General features: G+C 68.5%; 29 protein-coding genes. 14 read left to right on the forward strand and 15 right to left on the reverse strand.

Annotated features, from left to right (window positions below; translation table 11 throughout):
• Position 1 precedes the first annotated feature (1 nt).
• The 14 genes from ACZ7M7_RS42055 to ACZ7M7_RS42120 form a co-directional block, all read right to left on the reverse strand.
• Positions 2 to 253, reverse strand: coding sequence for a hypothetical protein (locus tag ACZ7M7_RS42055; protein WP_472126684.1), 252 nt, complete (start codon positions 251 to 253; stop codon positions 2 to 4).
• 140 nt (positions 254 to 393) lie between these two features.
• Positions 394 to 693: a hypothetical protein gene (locus tag ACZ7M7_RS42060; RefSeq protein ID WP_472126686.1), complete on the reverse strand. Its 300-nt coding sequence runs from the start codon at positions 691 to 693 to the stop codon at positions 394 to 396.
• On the reverse strand, positions 690 to 1,085 hold the full coding sequence (locus tag ACZ7M7_RS42065; RefSeq protein ID WP_472126689.1) for a hypothetical protein: 396 nt from the start codon (positions 1,083 to 1,085) through the stop codon (positions 690 to 692). Before ACZ7M7_RS42065 ends, ACZ7M7_RS42060 begins: the two co-directional genes overlap by 4 nt.
• Entirely contained in the window at positions 1,082 to 1,675 is a 594-nt protein-coding gene (locus ACZ7M7_RS42070; protein WP_472126692.1) for a hypothetical protein, read from the reverse strand. The genes ACZ7M7_RS42065 and ACZ7M7_RS42070 overlap by 4 nt, the downstream gene beginning before the upstream one ends.
• Complete coding sequence (locus ACZ7M7_RS42075; protein WP_472126695.1) at positions 1,672 to 1,803, reverse strand: hypothetical protein; 132 nt, start codon at positions 1,801 to 1,803, stop codon at positions 1,672 to 1,674. Before ACZ7M7_RS42075 ends, ACZ7M7_RS42070 begins: the two co-directional genes overlap by 4 nt.
• Complete coding sequence (locus ACZ7M7_RS42080; RefSeq protein WP_472126698.1) at positions 1,800 to 2,099, reverse strand: hypothetical protein; 300 nt, start codon at positions 2,097 to 2,099, stop codon at positions 1,800 to 1,802. Before ACZ7M7_RS42080 ends, ACZ7M7_RS42075 begins: the two co-directional genes overlap by 4 nt.
• Positions 2,096 to 2,470 carry a hypothetical protein gene (locus ACZ7M7_RS42085; protein WP_472126701.1) on the reverse strand — a complete coding sequence of 125 codons (375 nt, stop codon included), beginning with the start codon at positions 2,468 to 2,470 and terminating at the stop codon, positions 2,096 to 2,098. Before ACZ7M7_RS42085 ends, ACZ7M7_RS42080 begins: the two co-directional genes overlap by 4 nt.
• 416 nt (positions 2,471 to 2,886) lie before the next feature.
• On the reverse strand, positions 2,887 to 3,288 hold the full coding sequence (locus ACZ7M7_RS42090; protein WP_472126704.1) for a hypothetical protein: 402 nt from the start codon (positions 3,286 to 3,288) through the stop codon (positions 2,887 to 2,889).
• A gap of 288 nt (positions 3,289 to 3,576) precedes the next feature.
• A complete protein-coding gene (locus tag ACZ7M7_RS42095) occupies positions 3,577 to 4,821 on the reverse strand; it encodes a hypothetical protein (RefSeq protein ID WP_472126707.1) in 1,245 nt (414 codons plus the stop codon).
• 135 nt (positions 4,822 to 4,956) lie between these two features.
• Positions 4,957 to 5,565 carry a hypothetical protein gene (locus tag ACZ7M7_RS42100; RefSeq protein WP_472126710.1) on the reverse strand — a complete coding sequence of 203 codons (609 nt, stop codon included), beginning with the start codon at positions 5,563 to 5,565 and terminating at the stop codon, positions 4,957 to 4,959.
• Positions 5,566 to 5,666: 101 nt separating this feature from the next.
• On the reverse strand, positions 5,667 to 7,325 hold the full coding sequence (locus ACZ7M7_RS42105; protein WP_472126713.1) for a hypothetical protein: 1,659 nt from the start codon (positions 7,323 to 7,325) through the stop codon (positions 5,667 to 5,669).
• A gap of 233 nt (positions 7,326 to 7,558) precedes the next feature.
• Positions 7,559 to 7,819 (reverse strand): hypothetical protein, encoded by a 261-nt coding sequence (locus tag ACZ7M7_RS42110; protein ID WP_472126716.1) that lies wholly within the window; start codon positions 7,817 to 7,819, stop codon positions 7,559 to 7,561.
• Positions 7,820 to 8,034: 215 nt separating this feature from the next.
• Positions 8,035 to 8,388, reverse strand: coding sequence for a hypothetical protein (locus ACZ7M7_RS42115; protein WP_472126719.1), 354 nt, complete (start codon positions 8,386 to 8,388; stop codon positions 8,035 to 8,037).
• Positions 8,385 to 9,149 (reverse strand): GntR family transcriptional regulator, encoded by a 765-nt coding sequence (locus tag ACZ7M7_RS42120; protein ID WP_399559336.1) that lies wholly within the window; start codon positions 9,147 to 9,149, stop codon positions 8,385 to 8,387. The genes ACZ7M7_RS42115 and ACZ7M7_RS42120 overlap by 4 nt, the downstream gene beginning before the upstream one ends.
• Positions 9,150 to 9,441: 292 nt before the next feature.
• Between ACZ7M7_RS42120 and ACZ7M7_RS42125 the strand changes: the two genes are divergently transcribed.
• The 13 genes from ACZ7M7_RS42125 (at position 9,442) to ACZ7M7_RS42185 (ending at position 19,190) form a co-directional block, all read left to right on the forward strand.
• Positions 9,442 to 9,789 carry a hypothetical protein gene (locus ACZ7M7_RS42125; protein ID WP_472126723.1) on the forward strand — a complete coding sequence of 116 codons (348 nt, stop codon included), beginning with the start codon at positions 9,442 to 9,444 and terminating at the stop codon, positions 9,787 to 9,789.
• On the forward strand, positions 9,789 to 9,968 hold the full coding sequence (locus tag ACZ7M7_RS42130; RefSeq protein ID WP_472126726.1) for a hypothetical protein: 180 nt from the start codon (positions 9,789 to 9,791) through the stop codon (positions 9,966 to 9,968). Before ACZ7M7_RS42125 ends, ACZ7M7_RS42130 begins: the two co-directional genes overlap by 1 nt.
• Complete coding sequence (locus ACZ7M7_RS42135; RefSeq protein WP_472126729.1) at positions 9,968 to 10,348, forward strand: hypothetical protein; 381 nt, start codon at positions 9,968 to 9,970, stop codon at positions 10,346 to 10,348. Before ACZ7M7_RS42130 ends, ACZ7M7_RS42135 begins: the two co-directional genes overlap by 1 nt.
• On the forward strand, positions 10,348 to 10,740 hold the full coding sequence (locus ACZ7M7_RS42140; protein WP_472126732.1) for a hypothetical protein: 393 nt from the start codon (positions 10,348 to 10,350) through the stop codon (positions 10,738 to 10,740). The genes ACZ7M7_RS42135 and ACZ7M7_RS42140 overlap by 1 nt, the downstream gene beginning before the upstream one ends.
• Positions 10,741 to 10,981: 241 nt before the next feature.
• Entirely contained in the window at positions 10,982 to 11,251 is a 270-nt protein-coding gene (locus ACZ7M7_RS42145; protein WP_472126735.1) for a hypothetical protein, read from the forward strand.
• Positions 11,248 to 11,379 (forward strand): hypothetical protein, encoded by a 132-nt coding sequence (locus ACZ7M7_RS42150; RefSeq protein WP_472126737.1) that lies wholly within the window; start codon positions 11,248 to 11,250, stop codon positions 11,377 to 11,379. The genes ACZ7M7_RS42145 and ACZ7M7_RS42150 overlap by 4 nt, the downstream gene beginning before the upstream one ends.
• Positions 11,380 to 11,399: 20 nt before the next feature.
• Positions 11,400 to 12,560 carry a DUF2637 domain-containing protein gene (locus tag ACZ7M7_RS42155; protein WP_472126739.1) on the forward strand — a complete coding sequence of 387 codons (1,161 nt, stop codon included), beginning with the start codon at positions 11,400 to 11,402 and terminating at the stop codon, positions 12,558 to 12,560.
• A 47-nt stretch (positions 12,561 to 12,607) separates the two neighbouring features.
• Positions 12,608 to 13,165 carry a hypothetical protein gene (locus tag ACZ7M7_RS42160; RefSeq protein WP_472126742.1) on the forward strand — a complete coding sequence of 186 codons (558 nt, stop codon included), beginning with the start codon at positions 12,608 to 12,610 and terminating at the stop codon, positions 13,163 to 13,165.
• The gene (locus ACZ7M7_RS42165; RefSeq protein WP_472126745.1) at positions 13,162 to 13,386 is read left to right on the forward strand and encodes a hypothetical protein; all 225 of its coding nucleotides are present in this window, start codon (positions 13,162 to 13,164) and stop codon (positions 13,384 to 13,386) included. The genes ACZ7M7_RS42160 and ACZ7M7_RS42165 overlap by 4 nt, the downstream gene beginning before the upstream one ends.
• Before the next feature lie 121 nt (positions 13,387 to 13,507).
• Entirely contained in the window at positions 13,508 to 15,811 is a 2,304-nt protein-coding gene (locus tag ACZ7M7_RS42170) for a hypothetical protein (protein WP_472126748.1), read from the forward strand.
• A gap of 14 nt (positions 15,812 to 15,825) precedes the next feature.
• Positions 15,826 to 16,323, forward strand: a complete 498-nt coding sequence (locus ACZ7M7_RS42175; RefSeq protein WP_472126751.1) for a conjugal transfer protein TraB — start codon at positions 15,826 to 15,828, stop codon at positions 16,321 to 16,323.
• Between the two features lie 29 nt (positions 16,324 to 16,352).
• Positions 16,353 to 18,623, forward strand: a complete 2,271-nt coding sequence (locus ACZ7M7_RS42180; protein ID WP_472126754.1) for a hypothetical protein — start codon at positions 16,353 to 16,355, stop codon at positions 18,621 to 18,623.
• A gap of 27 nt (positions 18,624 to 18,650) precedes the next feature.
• On the forward strand, positions 18,651 to 19,190 hold the full coding sequence (locus ACZ7M7_RS42185; RefSeq protein ID WP_472126756.1) for a hypothetical protein: 540 nt from the start codon (positions 18,651 to 18,653) through the stop codon (positions 19,188 to 19,190).
• A 213-nt stretch (positions 19,191 to 19,403) separates the two neighbouring features.
• Here ACZ7M7_RS42185 and ACZ7M7_RS42190 read toward each other — a convergent pair whose 3' ends face one another.
• A complete protein-coding gene (locus ACZ7M7_RS42190) occupies positions 19,404 to 19,631 on the reverse strand; it encodes a hypothetical protein (protein ID WP_472126759.1) in 228 nt (75 codons plus the stop codon).
• A 117-nt stretch (positions 19,632 to 19,748) separates the two neighbouring features.
• Between ACZ7M7_RS42190 and ACZ7M7_RS42195 the strand changes: the two genes are divergently transcribed.
• Complete coding sequence (locus ACZ7M7_RS42195; protein WP_472126762.1) at positions 19,749 to 20,282, forward strand: hypothetical protein; 534 nt, start codon at positions 19,749 to 19,751, stop codon at positions 20,280 to 20,282.
• Positions 20,283 to 20,654 lie beyond the last annotated feature (372 nt).

Here is a 20,654-nt window from a genome sequence, read left to right on the forward strand (position 1 = left end):
GTCAGGCCTCCTCCTTGAGGCGCTGCTCGGCCTCGTACTCGTACTGTTCGGCCTTCTCCCGAGCCATGTCGGCGGTCTCTCGGCGTCCTTCCAGGTACCAGTACTCGCCCTTCAGGGCCTCGCCGCCGGGAGGAAGCCTGTCGACGTAGGCCGCGAAGGCGCGGAGGACCTGGGCGGCGTGACGGTCCAGGGCAGCCTGGAACGCGGAGGGTTCGACGATGCCGCCGAGTCCAGTGGCCAGGCTGAAGGCCATGCTCTCGAGGTCGGCACGGCCGTCGCAGCCGCATCGGATGCCGCCGCCATGGTTGGGCGGATCAGGTTCGACGGGGATCGGATTGCGGCATCCGTCGGGGAACCCAAGGCAAGGCTGCGGGTCCGCTGGCTTCTGGTCGGTCACGGCGCCTGCCTTTCGCGTTGGGTGGGCCAGCCGGGGGCGGAGTGCATGCGTGCGGCGTCGATGTCGATGAGGCCGAGTTCGAGGAGGTGGAGGAGGGCTTCGCGGACGGAGTTGTCGACGATGTCGGCGAGGGTGCGCTGTTGGGCGTAGGCGCCGTCGGGTCCGAGGGCCCAGCCGGTGGCGGCGTTTCCGGCGATGCGGTTGAGGCGGTGGAAGTCGCTGCCTTCGCTGGTGTCGACGTCGATGCGGGGCCACGGGTCGAAGGTTCGGGCGGGCAGCGGGGGCTTGTCGGTCACGCGTTGGCCCTCTCCTGGTCGGGGCAGTTGATGGTGCGGCAGCCGTCGTGCAGGTAGCAGCCATGCACGCACCGGGGCCGGTTGTAGGACGGGGCCTCGTTCCGGCGTGGGGCACGGCGCACGGGGACGGTGGGGCGTTTGTGCCAGCCCGACGGCTCGTCCTCGATGTCCGGGTCCCATTCGGCGACGGCTTCCTGGACGGCGGACGGGTCGCGGGGGTAGCACCAGCCGTGGTCGTAGCCGAGGCTGTCGGGGTCGTTCTTGGGGACGGCGATGAGGCGGATGTTGAATCCCTGCCACAGCCACAGGTAGCGGTGGGTGTCGTCGGCGGCGAGTTCGTAGCCTTCCCAGTGCTGGTCCAGGATGGGCTCGGGGTGGTGTGTGACGGTCATGTGGCCGGCTCCTTTCCCTCGAGGTCGGCGGGTGTGCAGGTGGGGTGCCGGTGGGCAGCGGTACCGATGGCGTGCGGGTAGTCGTAGGCGCCCAGTACCGGCTTCCACGTCTCTCCGTGGGTGCGGCACGCCTTGCAGCGCCACCGTTCGCCGCCGTCGACCTGCTCCAGGTCGAACCGGGCGTAGAAGGCGTCCAGCTCGGCTTTGCGTTCCTGGTAGATGGTGGTGCGCCGCTTGTAAGCCGTGTAGACGTTCCCTTGGTGGCGGGGGTCGTCGATCGTCTGGTTCCAGCCGGGCTGGTAGTCGGGGTGGGTGCGCCATAGGCGGGCGAGCCCGCACATGGTGGTGCAGGGGACGCCGGCGGTTGCGGTGCAGGTGACGCAGGCGGCGTGGGAGCGGCCTCGGGCGTCGATCCAGATGTTGTGCTGGTCGGCGATGAGGTAGAGGGTGTCGACGCGGTTCAGCTCCGCGTCCCGGGCCTCGCTGGCGGGCATTTGCTCGGCGGTGGTCTGGGCTTCTGCGAGGCGGGCGTACACGAAGTCCTCGCAGCGGAACTCCCACCGCCAAGCCGGATCGTCCGGGCCGGTCATCTGCGCTTCTCCGTCCGATTGTGGGCGTCTTGGTGGATCCAGTCGACTGTCATGAGGTAGGTGATGGCTGTGATGAAGGCGGCGAGGGCGAGGCCGGCGTACGGGTTGGGTATGTCGACCGGCGTCACGAGGCGTCTTCCGCCTGCCGCTTGGCCAACCAGTCAGGGTCGATCTTCACGGCTGGGCTTCGGGGCGGTGGCGGGTCGTTGCGGTGCTTCCAGGCGTACCAGCCCTTGACGGGGTGGGCGATGAGCCAGCCGATGTTCTCGGCGGACAACACGGTCCATGTGGCGGCGTATCGCCAGCCGGTGGGGCGTTTGCTGACGGACTGCCATGCTGCCCAGTCGGATACGCGGTGGCCAAGCCGTGCCCGGCCGAGCGCGTACCCCACGGCGAGGAGCGCGGCGTACAGGAGCCAGGTCACGAGGTGGCCCCGTCCTGCTCGTCGAAGCAGCCGCATCGGGTACCACCGCCGTGGTGCGGTGGCGCTGGGGGCACCGCGATCGGGTTGGGGCAGGTGTCGGGGAAGCCGTCGCAGTACGGCTCGATGACGTCCTGCGTGTCGGTGTCGGCTGCTTCCTCTAGCTCGTTGGGCTGCACGTCGAAGGCGATGACTACGCCGCCGATGGCACGCGGGTCCTGGAAGTTGATCTCTTCGCGGATCTCGTTGAAGAGCTGGAGGCGCGTGGTGCCCGGTACAGGGGTGAGCTGGCCTTGGTAGGAGTTGAAGAAGAACCCCGAGGCGTTGGGTGTCTGGATGGTCATGAACCAGAAGACCTGAGCGGACGTCTTCATGGGCACGGTCTCCCGGGCGATAGGGGGCGTGGGTGTTCAGCCTGCTCCCGTTTCGGGGCGGCGTTCCCCCGGCTTGGCGGCGGGGGCGGTTGGAGGGTCCCAGACTAACTCAAACACCATGGCATTGCAATGGTGTGAGGTGAGGGGGGTCCCGCACCCCGCCGTGTCCCAACCGGGCCCGCATCGTTGACGGTTACGCGTCCGTGCACACGGGCCCGGCCGGCCGGAGGTCAACCCCGGCCGGGCCCGCACCCCTACCGGCCGCCATCGCACGCGAAGACGCCCCCGGATGCGAATCCGGGGGCGTAGCCAGCACTTCCCCTCGCCAATGGCTTGGGTCCAGGGGGCGCTTATTGCAATGGGCCCCCGAAGGGGCACTCCCAGTCTGCCAGCGACCGAAGCGACCCTTCCCCCGGCTACAAGGCGTCGTCCTCGTCGTCTTCCCACATGCCGCCCATGTGGGAGAGCGGGCCCGTCGCCCGGCGCATCGCCGCGTGAGCCTCACCGATCCGGCCCCGCGCCTCCTGCAGGGCGTTGATGACGGTGAACACCTCGCCGGTGATGTCGTTTCGGGACACCTCGGCCTGGGGCCGGTCGTCCAGGCGGATCGCGTCGTTGTCCTGCAACTCGACCAGGCCGGCTTCCATCTGCTGCAAGGCTTGCGGGAGCCGCTCGAGGAGGGTGGTGATCGCATTCGCGGTGTCGGACACGTCTCCTGGGTAGGGGAACGCTTTGGTGTCCAGGGTGCGGTGGTTGAGGGCGCGGGCTTCTTCGGCGCACGCGGAGGCGATCTCGGACGGCTTCCGCTTCAAGTTCATGCAGGCTCCAGGGGCTTGTCGGGGCCCGGCCCAGTCTTCCAGGAACGCCCCCGTAACGGGCATCCTCGACTGACCGGGCACGGGGAAGGGGATTGCGTGGACGCGCTGTTCATCTGCGGCTGGTGCGGCACCGAGTGTGTGGTCTGGCTTGAGCCCGTCGCTTCGTGGTGGACCCAGAAGTATCGCGCGCCGGACACCTTCTGGTGCTGGTGGTGCTCGGGGGAAAGCACCAGCCCGCCCCCACCCTGGACCGAGGCCTAGCCAGTCATCACACGGCCCGGCACGGCGTCATGCCGCCCTTCCCGAAGCCTCTTTCTTCTGGCGGCACGAGTAGTGCTCCGGAAACCCTTCCGGCCCCGTCATGCTGGCCGGCGCGCCACAGCCGAAACGGCACAGCGGGATCGGCCGCCCCAACGCGTCGACAGCAACCTGGCCAGGCTCCGCCTCTTCGGCGGTGCGGGTCTCGAGGACCATCGTGCGGCCCCCGCGCCGCTCCCTCGGCTCGGATCGGACCTCCGAGGCCGGGCGGTCCTCGACGCACCGATCCTTCCGCTCGCCCTGCCGGATCGACGGCCCGCGCGCCTCCTCGTCGTCTACGGCACGCCCGTTAGCCTCCTGGTACTTCTGCCAGTGGTCCGCGGGGAGCCAGCCGTGCTGATCGTCGTGCCGGAACGGGATCCGCTCGCCGGCCGCCGCCTCCACGATGAACTGGGTGAGGGTCAGCTCGCCCGTCCCCTCGAACGTCCTCGACTGGTGGATGGGGACCAGGATGCGGTGCCACTCTCCGCAGTACCCGCTGTCTGTGGGGTTGTTCGGGTCGTACGGCTTGTACGGGCAGCGCGTGATCGCGCCGCGCGGAGAGCACTGCCCCTCTTCGATGACGAAGTTGCCGTCCCGGACCGGGATCGGGTTCCTTTGCACGCGTATGACGGAGGCTGGCAGGTTCGGTGTGCGCACGTACGGAACCGTTCCGACGCCCGGATGGTTGGGATCAGCGAAATCCCACACGGACCGAATCCCGCCGCGGCGCCGCGCCCCTTCCCGTGAACGCATTCCTCGAGCGGTCACCTCACTGAGCTGAGGCTCGTAACCCAGGACGATGCTGTTGGCGCCCATGATGCGAACGTCGAGGCGGGCGTGCCCGTCCGCGGCCGGCGACTCGATGTCCGCCCGGAACCCGTGGTCCTCGGAGTCCTTCGCGACGCGCTCCTTGCGGGCGAGGTGCTCGTCGGACTCGTGACTGATGGGCTTCTCGCCCGGCTTCCGGTAGTGGGAGGCGAACAGCTCGCTGTCACGGTAGAGGAGGTACATGGGGACGCGCCGGTTGCGGAGGTCTCGGCAGTCGGGGCAGATCAGGCCGCGGCGTTCGACGGGGACCTTGCCGCGCATGTTGAGAAGCACGTCCAGGAGGCCCTCACCTTGCGGGATGCCGAGGTCTGACCGGCTTAGGTCGAGGTTCTGACCTGCGTGTTCGTAGTAGACAGGATTACGAAAGAGTTCTTCGTCGCTGTCGGGCTCAAGGTCGTCGTCCACCGGTACCCCCAGCAGCCGCAACGAGTAGGACTTACAACGCTACGGGGTGGGTCTGACAATGGCGCCTGAACTGCGCATCAAACAGGCTGGCGACCGCGAAGGCGCCCCCGGGCGTGACCCAGGGGCGCCGAGCGGTCACGGCAGTTGCGGCTTGCAGACTTTGCAGGCGCGGTAGTAGCGGCCTCCCTGCGGACCAATGTTGGCCTCGGACCAGCGCAACAGACCGTCCCAGTCCACAGGCTCACCCTGGTACTCGCTCGTTCCTTCCTCATGGGCGAACCCCTTCAGGCGCCTGCGCAACTCCGCCTCATCGGCAGGCTGGCCGGCCCATCGCAACGGAGAGGCGTGGGTGCAACCTGTGAGGTGGGCCGTGCGCCCCATGATGGTGTACGGGTAGTTGTCCGGGTCTCGGGCCTTGTCGATGCGCGTCTGGGCTTCGGCGGCAGCTCTACGGAAAGCGTCCTCCGCCGCCTTACAGGTGTCGCAGTCTCCGAAACACCGGGCGTACGTCTGGGCCTGCGGATCGCCGTGGTACGGGTCGTGATCGGCGTCCATCGCTTCTGCGTACTCAACGATCGCCGCACGGACACTCGCAGCATCTGCCTTTCCCGCGGCGATGAGGTCCAGAAGTTCGATTACGGCAGGCACCTCGATGCTGCTGCCCCAGCCGTCCGTCCAGCGCCGCTCCCGCGGGAAGTCGATTCCCCAGGTCCAGTGGACGTCGGGCAGTTGGTGCCCGTCCACCTCAAGACCCGCTCGTTCGCTTACAGGCACGCCTGCTCCTTTTCCTCTCGATAGTGCGGGGACAGGGGGTGCCCCGGCTATCGGGCCGGGGCACCAGGTTGTCAGAACGGGGGAGGGCCAGCGGAGGCAAATGCATCCTCCGGTGCCTCGTGTGCAGCGGCCGCCTGTTGCTCCCGGTAGATCTGTGCCGCGCGGTCGGCCCGGTTGCGGCACTTCTGGCAGAGCTCGTCCTCCCAGTCTTCGGGAAGGCGCAGTGCGCAGGTGTCTTCTGCGCACTCGCGGCGAACCCGCGGGGTGTGAAGCACCATGCTGCGCTGTGAGGGAAGCTGAGACGCAGCGGCATTCCCAGCTCCAGCCGCAGGCGTGCTTGCCCCTTCTGCTGCCTTCTTAGCCTCACCGCGGCTGGCCTGCCGGTCGGCGTCTTCCTGCGCCTCGCGGCGTTTCCGGTCGCGGTCGGCCTTCTTGTCCTCCTTGCGCATCTCGCAGTTCTGGCAGCCAGCACCAAGGGCGAAGTCGTGCCGGTCCTCGCACCACAGGTTCGAGCACTCGGCGGTGTCCTTGAGCATCTCCACCAGCGGGCCAAACGGCTTGCGCTTCTTCCCGTTCACCTCGGGCGTCAGATCCCCGGCGTAGAACTGCGACGCCCAGTAGCCGTTCCAGCGGGGCAGCAGCCGGTGCTGCACCAGCTGCTGAGGGGTGCGCTCTCGAGGCAGCCCAGCGGCGAGAGCGTCCACCATGCCCTGGCAGATGTTCTGCGGGATCACAGTGCCGAGACCTTCGCGGAGATCGGCCGGCAGCAGGGGCAGGATCTCGTCCCTGGCTTTCCGCTGCTGGTCGTTCAGCTTCACCGAGCCCTTGGGCGTGGTGGCGCGGTCGGCGTTCTGAGAGGAGGGGGAGGAGCTGTCTTTGCCGGACGCGGCGGAGCCGCTCTCGCTCACGCGCTCACTACTACCGGTAGATGGCCTACGGCATCCACCCGGGCTACGCCCGTCAGGGCCATCGCTCTTCTTGGGGACAGTTGTTGGTGAACCTTCTTTGGGAGCGGCGTCTGCGCTGGTCGTGGGCGAATCCGTTCCAGCATCCTGGAAAGGTGTTCCAGAATCCTGGAATGCCGTTCCAGAATCCTGGAACGGATCTTCATCCTGCTCGCTGCCCTGGTCAGCGCCTTGCGAGTCTGTTCCAGAATCCTGGAACGCGACATCCTGGGGCACGACAGACACCATCGCCACGGTCCGGCCGTTGTCGTCGACCACCGTGGTGGTCACGTGCATCGGCGGCAGCGGCGGGTTCTCACGCCAGTCAGGCCGGTAGTGGTTCAGCTTGTCCCACACGTTCCTCCACCCCGTGTACGGCACCGGGGGAAGGTCCCGGACCAGGAAGCCCCGCAGGATCCCGCAGACGGCCTTCTCCTTGCCCTTCATCTGGCCGGCGCCGGCGTCCTGCTTGGTGTCGAGGGGCACCATCAGGTCAAGGTCCTTGAGGAGCGTGAGGATCTGGTACATCAGCGAGACGCTGACTGGCTTGCCGGTGTCCCGACTGAGCAGGAAGCACATGTGGTCGATGGTCATGCGGCGCAGGCCCTGGCCGGGCAGGTGCTTCTTCTTCTCGCCGATCATCGACCGGACGATCAGGTACATCCGCATGGCGGGATCGGTCAGCCCCGGCATCAGCAGCAGTCGGTCACGGACCTGCGTGTAGGTCCAGTAGTCCGTGATGTCGCCTACGAACGCGTACTCCTCGGCTGGAGTCATTTCACTCACCGCTCTGCCTCCGCCGTGTGGAGGATCATGCGGGGGCTACTTGCGGTACAGCGGAGAGGTGACGGTAGGCTCATTGCGAGAACCTCTTTCGAGAGGTGGGACTCGAAGATCCAGCGGCCTGTACCGCTGGTACTGCTTGGTCGGCCTGGCGTGGGGTAGCTGCGAACTCCCCTGCTGGGCCGTCTTGCGTTTCCGGGGCCGTGGCTGCGATCACGACCGGTAGAAGCGCGACCTCAGGACGTCTTGCGGCCCATGCCTCCGCGGCGGGGCCCGTCCTTGAACATTGCGATGAACGCCCCGGTCTCCATGGTTCGGGCGTTGCCGACCATGACGTAGGGGATCTGGTCCGGCCGGTCGCCGAATCTCCACCAGTCCGGGTTCTTGCGGGCGTGGTACCTGAGGCCGTCCGCGGTGATGTCGTCGACCAGGTCCAGCTCGATGAGCAGGGGTGCGCCGGTCTTGAACGTGACGAACGGTGGGAGGTCATCGCTCATCGGCTCTCACCGACGGCGGAAACTTCGAAGTCACACGAGAATGTGGCTAGGCTGCACATGCACAGGTCCAATCCATTAGTTGGTGATCTGTTGCGCGGACCGCGCTATGTCTTCGCAGGACAGCGGCCCATCCAGGGAGGTCGGGGGGTTGTGGTGACCCGCCGGCCTCCCGCCTTCTACGGCAGTACTCGCATGTCGTTCCTTCCGTTTCGTGTCTAACCGGCGTGACCGGCGTTCGGTTGCCGGTCGGTCCGGCCGGGGATCAGGGAAGCGGCGGCCGCGCGCGCGTTCACGTACGGCCCGTGACTGGCCTCCAGCGTTCCGTCCGCCCGATACGCCTGGGCGTACCAGTCGTGCAGAGCCGACGGGCTGGTGGTGTGGGTCTCACCGATCGGCTTGTGCTGGTAGGTCACGAGCATCGGTCCCAGCTGGTCCTCGGTGAGCGAGGCGTACGCCAGGCCCTCCTTCCGGCACAGCGCTTCCACCAGCTCCTGGCGGTCCACCTCAGCTGACGCCGCAGCGACCCGGGCGCGGGCCTCGGCCAGGGCTTCCTGGCTGTACTCCGTCATGCAGAACTCCCTTCCGCTAGCGGCAGGTTCGTGTACACGAACTCAATCCTGTCCGCTGGCGCGGTGACACGGAGCAGTTCAAGAGCCTGACCGTCAGCACCCCGGGTGATGCGCTCCACTGTCAGCAGTGGAACGCCGGTTCCCGTGCGCATCAGGTCCGCCTCTTCCTTGGTCGGCATGCGGCCCCGGATCGTCTCGTCCACTGCAGCCGGCCGCAGCCCCGCAGCGATGAGCGCTCCGTAGATCCCACCCCGAACCTTCGTGGGTGAGCTCAGGCCGGCCTGTAGGGCGACGCCTGCTGGATACCAAGCCTGCTGGACTTGCAGGACCTCATCGCCGACGCACGCGTGCCTCAGCCGGTAGGTGACATCAGATCCTGGCTCGACGCCGAGCAGCTCCGCGTCCGCCTGGCTGACTGGACGGGGCTCGACCGTGACGGTCTTCATCTCACCGTCCAAGCCCTGCTGGGCGCACGCGGTCTCCCACGGGCCCGCCAGTCCGCCTGGCTTCATGACGCTGTCATACCTGCTGAACGAGACCCTGATCCGCCTGCTGTCGCGCACGGTCGTCTTGCGGCGTCCGCGCCCGGGATTCAGCAGACCGTCATCGGCCAGCAGCTTGATCGCGTGTCGGACTGTCGTCCGGGATACGTCGTACTCCCGCATCATCGCTTCGATGCTCGGCACTTCGCTCCCTGGAGCGTACGTGCCGTCCGCGATCAGCTGACGGACCGACTCCGCCACCTCTTGGTACTTCTCCAAGGCTCAACCTCCTTTCTCTCTCGTGTCCCTCCACACCTTATCTAGTGTCGTGACGGTTGACAATCGTCACGACCTTTGACATGGTCGTTGTGTCGGGAACACCGACGGCCCTGAAAAACCAAACGGCCCAGGTGGTAGCACCCACCCGGACCGTCCGGGGCCCCGGAGGACCCGACAGCTCGCTACCCGCCTAACAGGAGCGACTGCCATGCAAAACGGTATCCGACAGACGACCATTCGTCGCGACACCCCCCAGACATCCGGATCTTTCCGGCCCTCCAACCCCATCCCGATGCCGGGCCGGCTTCCGGTTTCGCGTCGGGTTCGTTCGCTGCCTGGCCGCGGCATCCACATCGAGACGCCGCTGGACCAGGTCGACACGGACACGATGGTTGCCGCGACGGGCACGATCACTTCGGTCCGGTACCTCGACAACAAGGTTCTCGGCCGCACGATGATCGTGCTCACATCCGAGGACGGGAACAGCGCGCATGTGCTGTTCGACGCGGACTCCGCGTACTACGCCGAGCCGGTGCTTCGTAAGGGCACCCGGATCGAGCTGCACGGTCTCGTGACCCGCCACATCCCCGGCCAGCCGGTCGGGCTGGAGGGCCTCGGCGTGCGGGTGGTGAACGTCTGATGGCCGCGGTCGCCGCTCAGGGCCGCACCGTGCTCGAGACGTTCCCCGCTGGTGCCCCGCGCGGCAGCTGGCCGGCGGAGGAGTTCGCCGCTCACCGCCGCTCCGCCGGGCAACCCGCCGAGGTCGTCATGGACCTCCGCACCGACTCCTTCCTCGTCATCGTGAAGGCGGGTGCGTGATGGACCGCGAACTGACGCCGCAAGAGGCTGCCCTGTTCGACCTCCTCACCGAGATCGTGTCTCTGTCCGACGACACGGAGAACGCCGGCCGGATCATGCTCCTCGGACCGGACGGGAAGTTCGTCGGCGACGCGGTCCTGTCCTCCCGGGACATCCAGATCGCCACGAAGGCCCTCGCAGCAGCCCGCGCGTTCACCGACGCCACCCAGGGCCTCGCCTTCCCGACCGACGCCGACCTCGACCCCGTCCTCGAGCAGGACTTCGAAGAGCACTGCGTCGGCCTGGACCCCGAGTTCCTCATGGACCTCGCCGCCCAGGACCCGAACAGTGCGGTCGCCGCATTCGACGAGATCACCACCCCGATCGAGGGCGGCGAGTGATGGCCGGCCCGCTGCACACCGAGGGCAACGCCGTCCCCAGCGTGGACGACACCGAACTCGGCGGCATCCTCCAAGACCTCGCCGGCTTCCACCCCGGCATCGACCTCATCCGCGACGGCATCCGCCTCATCGCCCACGACCGCCTCACCCTCGACCAAACCCAAACCCTGTGCGCCGCCCTCGCCGGCTCCGAAGACGTCGACGTACTCACCGCGATCGGCCTCCTCACCGCACGCATCAGCCACCCCGACACCAACCCCGCCCTCCGCACCCTCGACCTCGAACGCCAGAAGGAAGCCGCCCTACACGGCGAACGCCTCGTCTTCGACCTCACCGACCCCGACCTGCACCAGCACGCATCCGAAGCCGCCGCCGCCATCGACGGCAACTAACCCCGAAAGGACACCGCATGAACCAGCTCGCCCACCTCGCCGCCTGGATCTGCTTCTTCTGCCAGAAGCCCAGCACCGGCGACGGCCGCTGCACCAACCCGCAGTGCGGCATCTGACCCCCTAACCCCGGGCCCCTGGCCCGGCCGGGGACCGCAGCCACCGACCACTCCCCCCGGCGGCTGCGGTCCCCCGCCAGACCAGAACCACCCCACCCCGACCCGACCAGCAGGAAGGAACGACCGTGAACAAGGCCCGCATCAAGCACAACGTCATCACCACGGCCGCCAACATCACCTACTACGGCGGCACCCTCGGCTCCGGCCTCGCCTTCTACAACCTCCTCGACAACCACAACGGCCTCTCCATCGCCGTCCTCATCGTCTTCGTCCTCACCGTTGAAGGCATCCTGCGCACCCTCCTCGACGAGCTCCTCAACGTCGCCCCGGCCAGCCAGGACAGCAACGCCACTGCGGCCACGGGCACGGCGAAGACCGAGGAGGCCACGCGATGACCGGAGCCGAGTTCCGCGAAGGCCACGGAGAGCCCTCCACCTGGGACGACGGCGAGTACGAGGCCTACTTCGCCTGGACCGCCGACGAAACCGACCAGACCACCGCCGACTACACGCCCGCCGCCTGACCGGAAGGACATCGATCCCCGTGAACATCACCCCGGCCGGCCCGCAGCCGCCCACCAGCCCCGTCCTCGGGGCCTGGCAGCCCCTGCACCACGCCGGGGCCACCCCCCACACCCCGAGCACTGCACCCAACCCGATGTACGACAAGCTCATCTGTGGGCGCACCCTGTCGGACTGGGCGATCCGTATCGTCCTCGTCCTGGTCATGACCGCCGCCCTCGCGGTCGGTACCTGGTCCATCTACACCCTGCTCACCGAGCAGCTCCACGCCCCCAAGGCCATCGCGATTCTGGGCTGTGGCATGTTCGACATCGCCGCCCTGTTCTTCGCGCTGCTGTCCCAGAAGTACGCCGTCACCACCGACAGCGGCCTGGCCCCTCGCCTAGCCATGCTCACCATGATCTGCACCAGCGCGTGGGTGAACTGGCAGCACGGCCAGCTCGAGCAGTGGGGTGTCGTCGGCTCCGTCATCCTCGCCGCGGCCCCCGTCATCGCTGAACTCGCCTTCGAGATGTTCCACCGCTACGCCCACCGCGAGACCCTTCGCCAGCTCGGTCGCGTCGCCCAGACCCTCCCCGTCATCGGCAAGTGGGCGTGGCTGTTCCACCCCATCCGGTCCCGCAAGACGATCGACGCGCACATCAAGGCCGGCCTCACCGAGCACGAGGCCGTTGCCAAGCGCCGCGAGGAAGTCTCCGGTCTCCGCGCCCGTCTGACGGTCAGTCTCCCGATCGCCACCCCGGAGGTCTCGCTGCCCGGTCCCGACCCGATGACGGTCTCCCTCGAGCGCGTGGAGACCAACGCCCTGGAGACCGCCCGGAGCGAGACCAGGTCTCCCGAGACCGGCGAGACCCCGGTCTCCCGCCGTACGGAGACCACCAAGACCGAGACCGTCGTACGGCCGGGAGACCGGTCTCCCGAGACCAGCACGGAGACCGAGACCGGCGAGACCGAGACCGGTCTCCAGGTCTCCCGTCGTGGTCTCGGCCGAGAGACCAGCCAGGTCACCGCCATAGGAGACCGCGAGACCGAGATCCGACAGCTGCTGTCTCTCATGCAGTCTCGCGGCGGCCACATGCAGGTCTCCCTGAACGACGCCATCGAGACCACCGGCCGCCCCAAGGCGACTGCAGCGAAGCGACTGAAGAACGCGCGAGACCTGTACCTCGCCGAGACCGCCTGAGACCGAGACCAGCGAGACCGAGACCGAGACCGGGAGACCAGAGACCAATGGACATGAACCAGTTCTTCGACCCGGACGGGCTGCGGAACATCACCGGAGCCTGGCGGGACCAGCACCTCGAAGACGACCGCCAGTACGGGCAGATCGCCGACGTCGTCCAGTCCCGCCTCGCCCAGCAGAACATCGCAGGTGACGGCCGGTTCACCGCGAACCGGCGGGCCCGGAAGGTCGCCAAGCACATCCGCAAGATGCAGAAGGCGTCCCGCAAGGCGGCCGCGGCCGCGGAAGGCCTGTACGGCTGCTTCGTCAACGAGGTTGTGGAGCTCCCGGCCCGCCGGGCTGCTGAGCTGGAACGTAAGGAGTCCCGCCGGCAGCGCCTCGGGATCGCCGCGTCCACCGCGGAAGCCGCGGTCGCGAAGTCTCTGGACAAGTCAGCGGCCGTCTTCAACGGGGCGACCCCGGTGGGAAGTCCGCAGGTCACAGCCGTCCCGCAGCAGGCCCCGCAGTACGTGTCCCCGGTCCCGCAGCACTGGCCCGGGCAGGCGGCCGGGCAGGCGCAGCCGATCCCGTCGATCGGTGACCTGTTCAACCAGGAGGCGATGTGAGCGCCGCCCAGAAGGCTGCCGAGAAGCGGCTCGCGAACCAGGCCAAGCACTACAACGCCCGCCAGGCAGAAGCCGTCCAGAAGGGCCCCATGCATCTGGTCGCGTTGTGGTTCGACGCCTCCCGGATGGTCGCGAAGAACGCCCTCGAGGACGGCGACCCAACTGTGGCGAACGCTCTCGCTTCCCACCTCCACGACTTCTTCCAACGCTACACACGGTGACCGATCGTCATCATCATCACCCCCGGGAAAGGGGTGATGACCGGCCCAACGTGCGCGCGCGACGCGCGCGCGTGAGGATCCCGGATCCGACTACAGCCTGTCAACCCCGGAAGGAGGGGTCATGAGCGACAACACCACCGGAAACGACGGCTCCAACCCCGGCGCACGCATCCTCGACTTCCCCCGGATCGGGTTCGCGCTGACCCCCACCACGACCATGCCCGACGCCCCCGCCACCGCCCCCGCGCCGCCTATGCCGGCCGCCCCGACGTACGCTCCGCCCGCCGTCCCTACGGGCCGCCCCAGCCCCCTCGACGCCCTCACCGCCCTGCCCGACCCCGGCATCACCCAACCCGTCATCCCCACCACCCCCAACCCCACGCCGGGCCATGTGCCCGCCACCTTCCAGTCCGAGCCCGCACCCGACATGGTCGGCCCCCGCCTCGGCGCACTCTCCCTCGCCGCATGCCTCGCCGTCGCCGTCGCGGCCCTCCGCGGCACCCACACCGTCATGTCCACCTGGTGGGAGAACCGGCAGGCCCGCACCGCGGAGACCGAACCGCTGCGCGAGGCCCGCCTCAAGCACCAGCTGGCAATGCAGCAGATCGCCGACAAGGGCCTGCAGCAGCGCGCCAAGACCAACAACCGGGTGCCCTCGAGCAGCGAGTTCGGCCGCAAGACCCTCGGAAACCGCGGCAGCAAGAACGGCGGATCGTCGTCCGGATCCGGCTCCACCGGCCTCGGCGGACGCAACCGGTCCGGAAAGTCCAACACCGGCACCGGCGGGCTCGGAACAGGCCGCGGACCGAAGAAGAACAACACCAACCGCGGCCCCGGACGCGGCAACGGCTCTGGACTCGCCCCCAAGAGCCCGGCCGGCGGTGGAGGAGCACGCAAGCAAACCCCCAACACCCCCAAGACTCCGAGGAAGCCGAAGGCGCCGAAGAGCCCGCACCGCACCACCCAGGGCGCCGGGGGAGGCCTGCTGAAGAAGGCCCGCACCAACACCCCCGACAAGGCTGGCAAGTCCCGCAACAGCAGCGACAAGGGAAAGGGGAGCGGCGGCAAGGGCGGCAGCACGCTCACCGACGCCCTGAAGAACAACACCCACAAGGCAGCCCAGCAGCGCCTGAAGCGGCGCCGCAAGAACGGCGGCGACAAGCCCGCCCTGTGGCCCGCCGACAACCGCACCACCCGCAAGAACCCCAAGACCCGTAAGGCCCGCAAGGACGCCCTCGACAAGGACAACCGCAGCCCCCGCAGCACCAAGGCCACCGACCCGAAGCGCGTCAGGAAGGACGGACCCGACATGAAGCTGGGCCCCACCGCCTGGCGCGACCTCCGCAAGGCCGCCGGACGCCGCTGGAAGCGCCGCCAGAAGCGCGACGGGCGCACCGTCCCGCCCCTGTGGAAGGACACGACAGCCAAGACCCGGAAGGCCAAGGACACCTCAGCGACCAGCCCCAAGGCGAACGCGAAGGCGAACGGCGACACCAAGACCGGCGGCAAGCAGGCCGGGGCGAACGGCACCAAGAGGACCAGCAGCCGTAGCCAGTGGTGGGAACGAGCCCGGGACTACGCCCGCAAGCACGGCACGAAGGGCGACTTCTTCGGCGCCACCACGAACACCGGCGGGCAACCCGGGGCCGGACCCACCACAGCGGGAACCACCGACAACACCGACCCGAGCGCGGCGTCCGGCAGCCACAGGCAGCGATCCACCCCATTCCAGAACGCCAGCCAGGCATCCGGCCACACCGCCTGGACCGTCACCAGTGAGCACGTACCCGGCAGCAACGCCAAACGCTGGGAACCCTCCCCGATCACCACCAGCCCGGCCGCCCTCCCGCGCACCGGAACGCCCGCCCTCGACGCAGCCCCCACCCCCCACACCGCCCGTCCCGGCACCAGCCGCCCCAAGGAGCCCATCGCCATGCCCCCCGCACCCGCACGGCGCGAAGACCCCCGCATCACCAAAGCCAAGAAGCAAGCAGCCCGCACCGCCGGCGCCGTCGTCGCAGCAGCCCGCCACATGGACGCCCAGCACGAAACAGAGATCAGCCTCGACGACGCCCTCGACCAGTACCAGCAGTTCGCCGCCGACGGATTCACCACCCACGACCAGTGCGTCAAGCTCGCCCACCGCGCCACGAAGCTCCGTGACGTCCTCGCCGAGTTCGCCGACGACCTCGCCGTCAACCACAACCTGATCGGCATCCTGTTCACCGGCGCCATGGCCCGCATGTCCGAGTCCATGGACCTCGTGGCCCGCATGGCCGAGGAAATGCAGGTGTCCTCCCTTGAGGCCGCGGAGATGGCCGAGGCCGCCGACAACGACCTCAACGACGCCTACCGCCCGTACACGCAGGCCACCGCCGACGCCGGCCTCACCGTCCCGTCCGCGCCGATCCACAACCAGGCCTGAGAAGGAAGCAGACCATGCCCGACACCCAGGCCATCGAGCCCAGCAGCGTCCAGACCGGCGCCGAAGCCGCCACCAGCAGCAACGCCCCCGTCCCCGCCCACAGCAACCCGCCCGAGCGGATGAGCTGGGGCGGCGCCATCAGCGGCATCCTCAACTTCGTCTCCCTGTCCCTGCGCATCCTCGCCCTCGCCGCAGCAGCCGCCCTCCTACGCGAGCAGCTGCACCTGCTGAAGGCCCGCATGGAGCACGACGCCGCCCGCGCCCGGCGCCTCGCCGAACACCTCGCCCAGGCCGGCGTCGACCCCCACTTCCAGGCCCAGACCCTCGAGGTCGCCGCCGCGTTTGACCGGGTCGCCGCCGCCACCGGCGAACTCGTCCGCGCCGCCGACGACATGGAAGCCAACGCCAACGGTGTCCGCGACGCCCACCAGACCGAGTACGGCGGCATCTACGAAGTCGCCCAAGCCTCCCCGTACGCCCAGCCCAAGCCCAGCTTCAACAAAGTCCGCTAACCCACCAACCGCTGAAGGAGGACACCCCGATGGCCGTCACCGACACGACGCCCCACACCGCCGTCACCGACGGCCTCCGCCTCATCCCCGCCCGATCCATCCGCCGCCGCGCCCGCCTCGAACGCCTCACCTATGGCGCCGCCACCCTCGGCATCACCCTCGTCCCCCAGCAGGCAGACCTGTGGCCCGCCCACCTCGGCGCCGCAGGCCTCGCCGCAGGCACCTTCTACTGGCTGTACGGACGCTGGGACACCATCCACGGCTGGACCGGCTTCCTCAAGGCCTGCCAAAAGGCCGTACCCGCCCTCACCGGCGCCGGCGTCTACCTCACCAACCGGTGCACCCCCGGCACCGCCTGGTGGGAGTACGCCATCCCCTTTGCATGGGGCGGCCTCATGGCCGCCACCGTCCCGCTCACCAGCTCCGCCGGCCTCATCCCCGAACAAGCCCCCGACACCCCCGGCCTCGAGACCGCCGCACCCGCGGCGGCCGCGATCGAGCAGGCCCCGCCCGCCACCTACGGCGAACACCGCACCCGACAATGGGCCGACGCCCGCGCCACCGGAACCACCCTCCTCACCGGCGTCACCCAATACCAGGAAGGCGCCCCCGACTTCTGGGGCTACGTCCTCGCCGAAGCCGGGGACACCGTCCCCGACCTCAACCCCACCACCCTCGCCGGGATCTTCGACCTGCCCATCGGCACCGTCACCCTCCAACTCATCGACGGATCCGGCCCCGGCCGCAAACTCCTCCAGGCCCGCCCCACCCTCGACCAGGCCGCCCAAGCCGGCCAGCACCCCATCGAGCGCCTCTTCAACGAGAAACTCGCCCGCCCCAACGGCGGCGCCACCGGCATGCACCTCGCCGAGTACCGCACCGACGACAACCGCATCGCCCTGCGCGTCACCGCCCCCGACGACCAGATGATTCAGCTCAACCAGAAGCAGATCGCCCGCTCCGTCGACTACAAAGACCTCTCCCTGGTCATGGTGGAAACCGACGGACTCGGCGACGGCCTCATCTCCATCTACAAGAACCACCCGCTGCTCAACGTCCGCGAAGCCACCATCGAAGACTTGCGCATGGCCCCGGACGGCACCTTCGCCCTCGGCCAGCAGCCCGACGGCCGCATCGGCCGCGTCCCCCTCTACGACCCCCAGATGGGCGCCATCACCGACCTGTACGTCGGCGCACCCGGCGCCGGGAAGTCCGTCACCCTGCTCCACGTCATCGCCGCCGAACGCATCTCCGGCATCGTCTCCATCGTCGCCGACGCCCAGGACGGCATGTCCCTCCCCGAAGTCGACGGACGCGTCTACCACTTCGGCAAGGGCGTCGCCGCGACCGCCGCGACCCTCGCCGCCGCCAACGACCTCGGCAAATACCGGGAGAAGATCAGCGCCGAGAACCGCTGGGGATCCTTCGAGATCGGCAACCCCTGGCCTCTCGTCAACGTCACCCTCGACGAACTCAACCGCATCCTGTCCGCCGACGCCGTCGTCCCCCGCCCCTTCCGTAAATGGGTCACCGGCCTCGTCGGCGACACCCAGTCCACCGGCCGCAAACTTGGCCTCGGTATCCGCTTCGCCGCCCAGTCCATCCACCTCGCCGACCTCGGCGACAAGGACCGCATCCGCGCCAACGCCAAGAACGGCACCGTCTGGCTCGGCCGCACCAACTCCAGCACCACCCAGCACATGGCCCGCGACGGCGTCCTCCCGCCCGGCATCGAAATCGCCCCCATCCCCCGCTACTTCGGCACCGGCGGCGGCAACGCCATCGACGCAGCCTTCCACGGCAAGGAAGCCAAACACGGCCCCATCACCGCCGGCATGGCCAACGTCATCAACGGCGGCAGCCTCTTCACCAACCGCACCTGGTTCGCCCGCAAGGAGAACAAGACCTACCCGCACCTCATCGCCCTCATGGAATCCGCACCCACCCCGGGCCTCACCCCCGAAGAGCACGCCGTATTCCAGCAGGCCTACGAGCGCTGGCTGGCCTTCGCCGAATCCCTCCTCGCCGGAGAGGACGACGAACAGACCATCGACTCAGTCCAGCAGGTCACCGACCGCCAAGCCGCACTCCTCGCCGACGACGAAGACGACCAGCCGTCCGCCGGAAGCATCAAGGACCGCATCCTCGACGTCCTCGCCGACGGCCCCATGGCCCTCAAAGACGTCCGCCGCAAAATGCTCGACGTCGCCCCCGGCAGCGTCAACAACGCCATGGCCGAACTCCACAACAACGGCACCGTCACCGCCATCAGTCGCGGCACCTACCAGCTCACCCAGTAACCCACCACACCAAGGAGACCCAGACCCGTGACCCGCCTGCCCGACCACCAGCAGCCCCACGCCCCCCAGGCCGGGCAGCCCACCATCAACCCCGACGCCCTCGCCTTTCTCAACGACGTCGAAGACGCCCTCGCAGAAGCCCGACGCCCGGCCAAGACCATCCCGACGTCCTTCCGCGACCACAGCCCGGTCCCCGCCATCGGCACCGCCCCACCCGTAACCCAGCCCGGACGGCCCGGCATGAGCGAGAAGGCAGTCGACGACACCGCCCGCATGATCGGTGCCAGTGTCGTCATCGCCGCCACTGGAGGTGCCGCCACCGGCGTCCTGTGGGCCTCCGGCCACGCCGATCCCGAAGTCGTCGCCTGGGTATGCGCCGCTCCCATAGGAATTGCCGTGCCCATCCTCGCCCTCAGCGCACTCATCAAGCGCATCAAGCAGACCGTCGAAGCAGCCCCGCCCGTCCACAACCACCACTACAACGGCAACGTCTACCAAGACCACCGGAGCGTTCACGCCGAGAACAAGGGCGTATGGGTCCGCAACACCAACGAGCTGCCCAAGTAGCCCCAGGGGGAACGCGGCTCAGACAAACCCTCCAACATGCGCCACCATCAAAAGCGCACGGCCCGGCGCGTTGAGAGCCAGAAGCGTCCCCGCGCCGCTGGAACAAACCGGGCCGTGCCCCCGACCCTCCCGGCTCCCGCCCCCTTCGCTCAGCGGGACCGGGCCCACGGTGCCCCTGACCGCCACCCCCCGGCGGCAGGGGCACCGCCACACTCAACGCCAGTACTCATCCGTGTACACGGCACCACCCGGCTCATCCTCACACCCCTCATTCCGATCCGGCGTCCCATGCATCACCACCAGCGAATACCCCTGCGGCAGCGAACACCCCTTGTCATCCCACTGCCCCGCCAACGCCGTCCACCCAATCAACACCAACAGCACAGCCACGATCTTCTGACGGCGCGAGGGTCTCCACCCACGCTTCACCTCATCGCTCATGCCGCGCAGCATGCCCGCCAACCCCAGCCCGGGGGAACACAACGCCCAAAATCGGCGATCATCCGATACAGGCGCGGGGCCCGACAATCACACACACGAGCGGGAGCCCCCACCGCCATGGCATGGTCGAAACTGAAGCTGGACGAAGTCACCGTCCGCCGCACCAAACTGCTGGAGCTGCGCCGCAAGGGCGTCCGCTACGACGACGAACGCGTCGAAGCCCTCGGCTACAGCAGCCCCAACGCCGCACGCCGCGACCTGACCCGCGCCCTCGAAGCACACCGCGAGGCCGAAAAGGCAGAGGTCAGCGCCTACCGGCAGCAGGAAAACGAACGCCTCGACGAACTCCTCGAAGCCGCCTGGCCGCGCGCCACCCAGCCCTCACCAGTCTTCGACAAAGAAGGCAACGTCATCAGCGAGGAACTGGACATGCGCGCCGTCGACACCGTCCTACGCCTCATGGACCGGCGAGCCAAACTGAACGGCCTCGACATGCCCACCAAGGCCGAAGTCACCGGCGCTGGCGGCGGGCCCCTGCAGATGAGCCAGGCCACCACCGCCGAACTCGAAGCGCTCATCGGCCTCGGACCCGCCACGACACCGGACGAAGAGCCCGGCGACGGCCAGGAAGCCAGTGACGAAGGACAGTGACCTGCTGCTGGTCTACCGGACGCTCCCCGACGAGCAGCGCCTCGCGATAGTCCGGCAGGCCACAGCAGAACTCCGAGCCCAGCTGCTACCCATCGAGCGGCAGATGGCCATGGACCGCTCGCCCGGATCCATGGCAGCCGTCCTGACCAACGGCAAGGAGATGCAGGCCCGGCACCTGGACCTGGTCGACCACGCCTTCCAGCGCATTGCCGCGGGGGAGCGGGTCAAGGTGATGCTGACGATGCCTCCTCGTCACGGGAAGAGCCGGCGCGCCTCACGCTGGGCTCCGGTCTGGTACCTGCGTAAGAACCCCGACCACCGGCTGATGCTGGCCTCCTACAGCGCCACCCTGGCTGACGACCACGGGCGCTG

The organism is Streptomyces sp. NPDC111606 (assembly GCF_055656945.1).

Coding starts and splice junctions, on each gene's coding strand:
- ACZ7M7_RS42055 (WP_472126684.1), bottom strand. CDS start 253: ATGGCCTTCAGCCTGGCCACTGGACTCGGCGGCATCGTCGAACCCTCC.
- ACZ7M7_RS42065 (WP_472126689.1), bottom strand. CDS start 1,085: ATGACCGTCACACACCACCCCGAGCCCATCCTGGACCAGCACTGGGAA.
- ACZ7M7_RS42070 (WP_472126692.1), bottom strand. CDS start 1,675: ATGACCGGCCCGGACGATCCGGCTTGGCGGTGGGAGTTCCGCTGCGAG.
- ACZ7M7_RS42085 (WP_472126701.1), bottom strand. CDS start 2,470: ATGAAGACGTCCGCTCAGGTCTTCTGGTTCATGACCATCCAGACACCC.
- ACZ7M7_RS42090 (WP_472126704.1), bottom strand. CDS start 3,288: ATGAACTTGAAGCGGAAGCCGTCCGAGATCGCCTCCGCGTGCGCCGAA.
- ACZ7M7_RS42110 (WP_472126716.1), bottom strand. CDS start 7,819: ATGAGCGATGACCTCCCACCGTTCGTCACGTTCAAGACCGGCGCACCC.
- ACZ7M7_RS42115 (WP_472126719.1), bottom strand. CDS start 8,388: ATGACGGAGTACAGCCAGGAAGCCCTGGCCGAGGCCCGCGCCCGGGTC.
- ACZ7M7_RS42125 (WP_472126723.1), top strand. CDS start 9,442: ATGCCGGGCCGGCTTCCGGTTTCGCGTCGGGTTCGTTCGCTGCCTGGC.
- ACZ7M7_RS42130 (WP_472126726.1), top strand. CDS start 9,789: ATGGCCGCGGTCGCCGCTCAGGGCCGCACCGTGCTCGAGACGTTCCCC.
- ACZ7M7_RS42135 (WP_472126729.1), top strand. CDS start 9,968: ATGGACCGCGAACTGACGCCGCAAGAGGCTGCCCTGTTCGACCTCCTC.
- ACZ7M7_RS42140 (WP_472126732.1), top strand. CDS start 10,348: ATGGCCGGCCCGCTGCACACCGAGGGCAACGCCGTCCCCAGCGTGGAC.
- ACZ7M7_RS42150 (WP_472126737.1), top strand. CDS start 11,248: ATGACCGGAGCCGAGTTCCGCGAAGGCCACGGAGAGCCCTCCACCTGG.
- ACZ7M7_RS42160 (WP_472126742.1), top strand. CDS start 12,608: ATGGACATGAACCAGTTCTTCGACCCGGACGGGCTGCGGAACATCACC.
- ACZ7M7_RS42170 (WP_472126748.1), top strand. CDS start 13,508: ATGAGCGACAACACCACCGGAAACGACGGCTCCAACCCCGGCGCACGC.
- ACZ7M7_RS42175 (WP_472126751.1), top strand. CDS start 15,826: ATGCCCGACACCCAGGCCATCGAGCCCAGCAGCGTCCAGACCGGCGCC.
- ACZ7M7_RS42180 (WP_472126754.1), top strand. CDS start 16,353: ATGGCCGTCACCGACACGACGCCCCACACCGCCGTCACCGACGGCCTC.
- ACZ7M7_RS42190 (WP_472126759.1), bottom strand. CDS start 19,631: ATGAGCGATGAGGTGAAGCGTGGGTGGAGACCCTCGCGCCGTCAGAAG.
- ACZ7M7_RS42195 (WP_472126762.1), top strand. CDS start 19,749: ATGGCATGGTCGAAACTGAAGCTGGACGAAGTCACCGTCCGCCGCACC.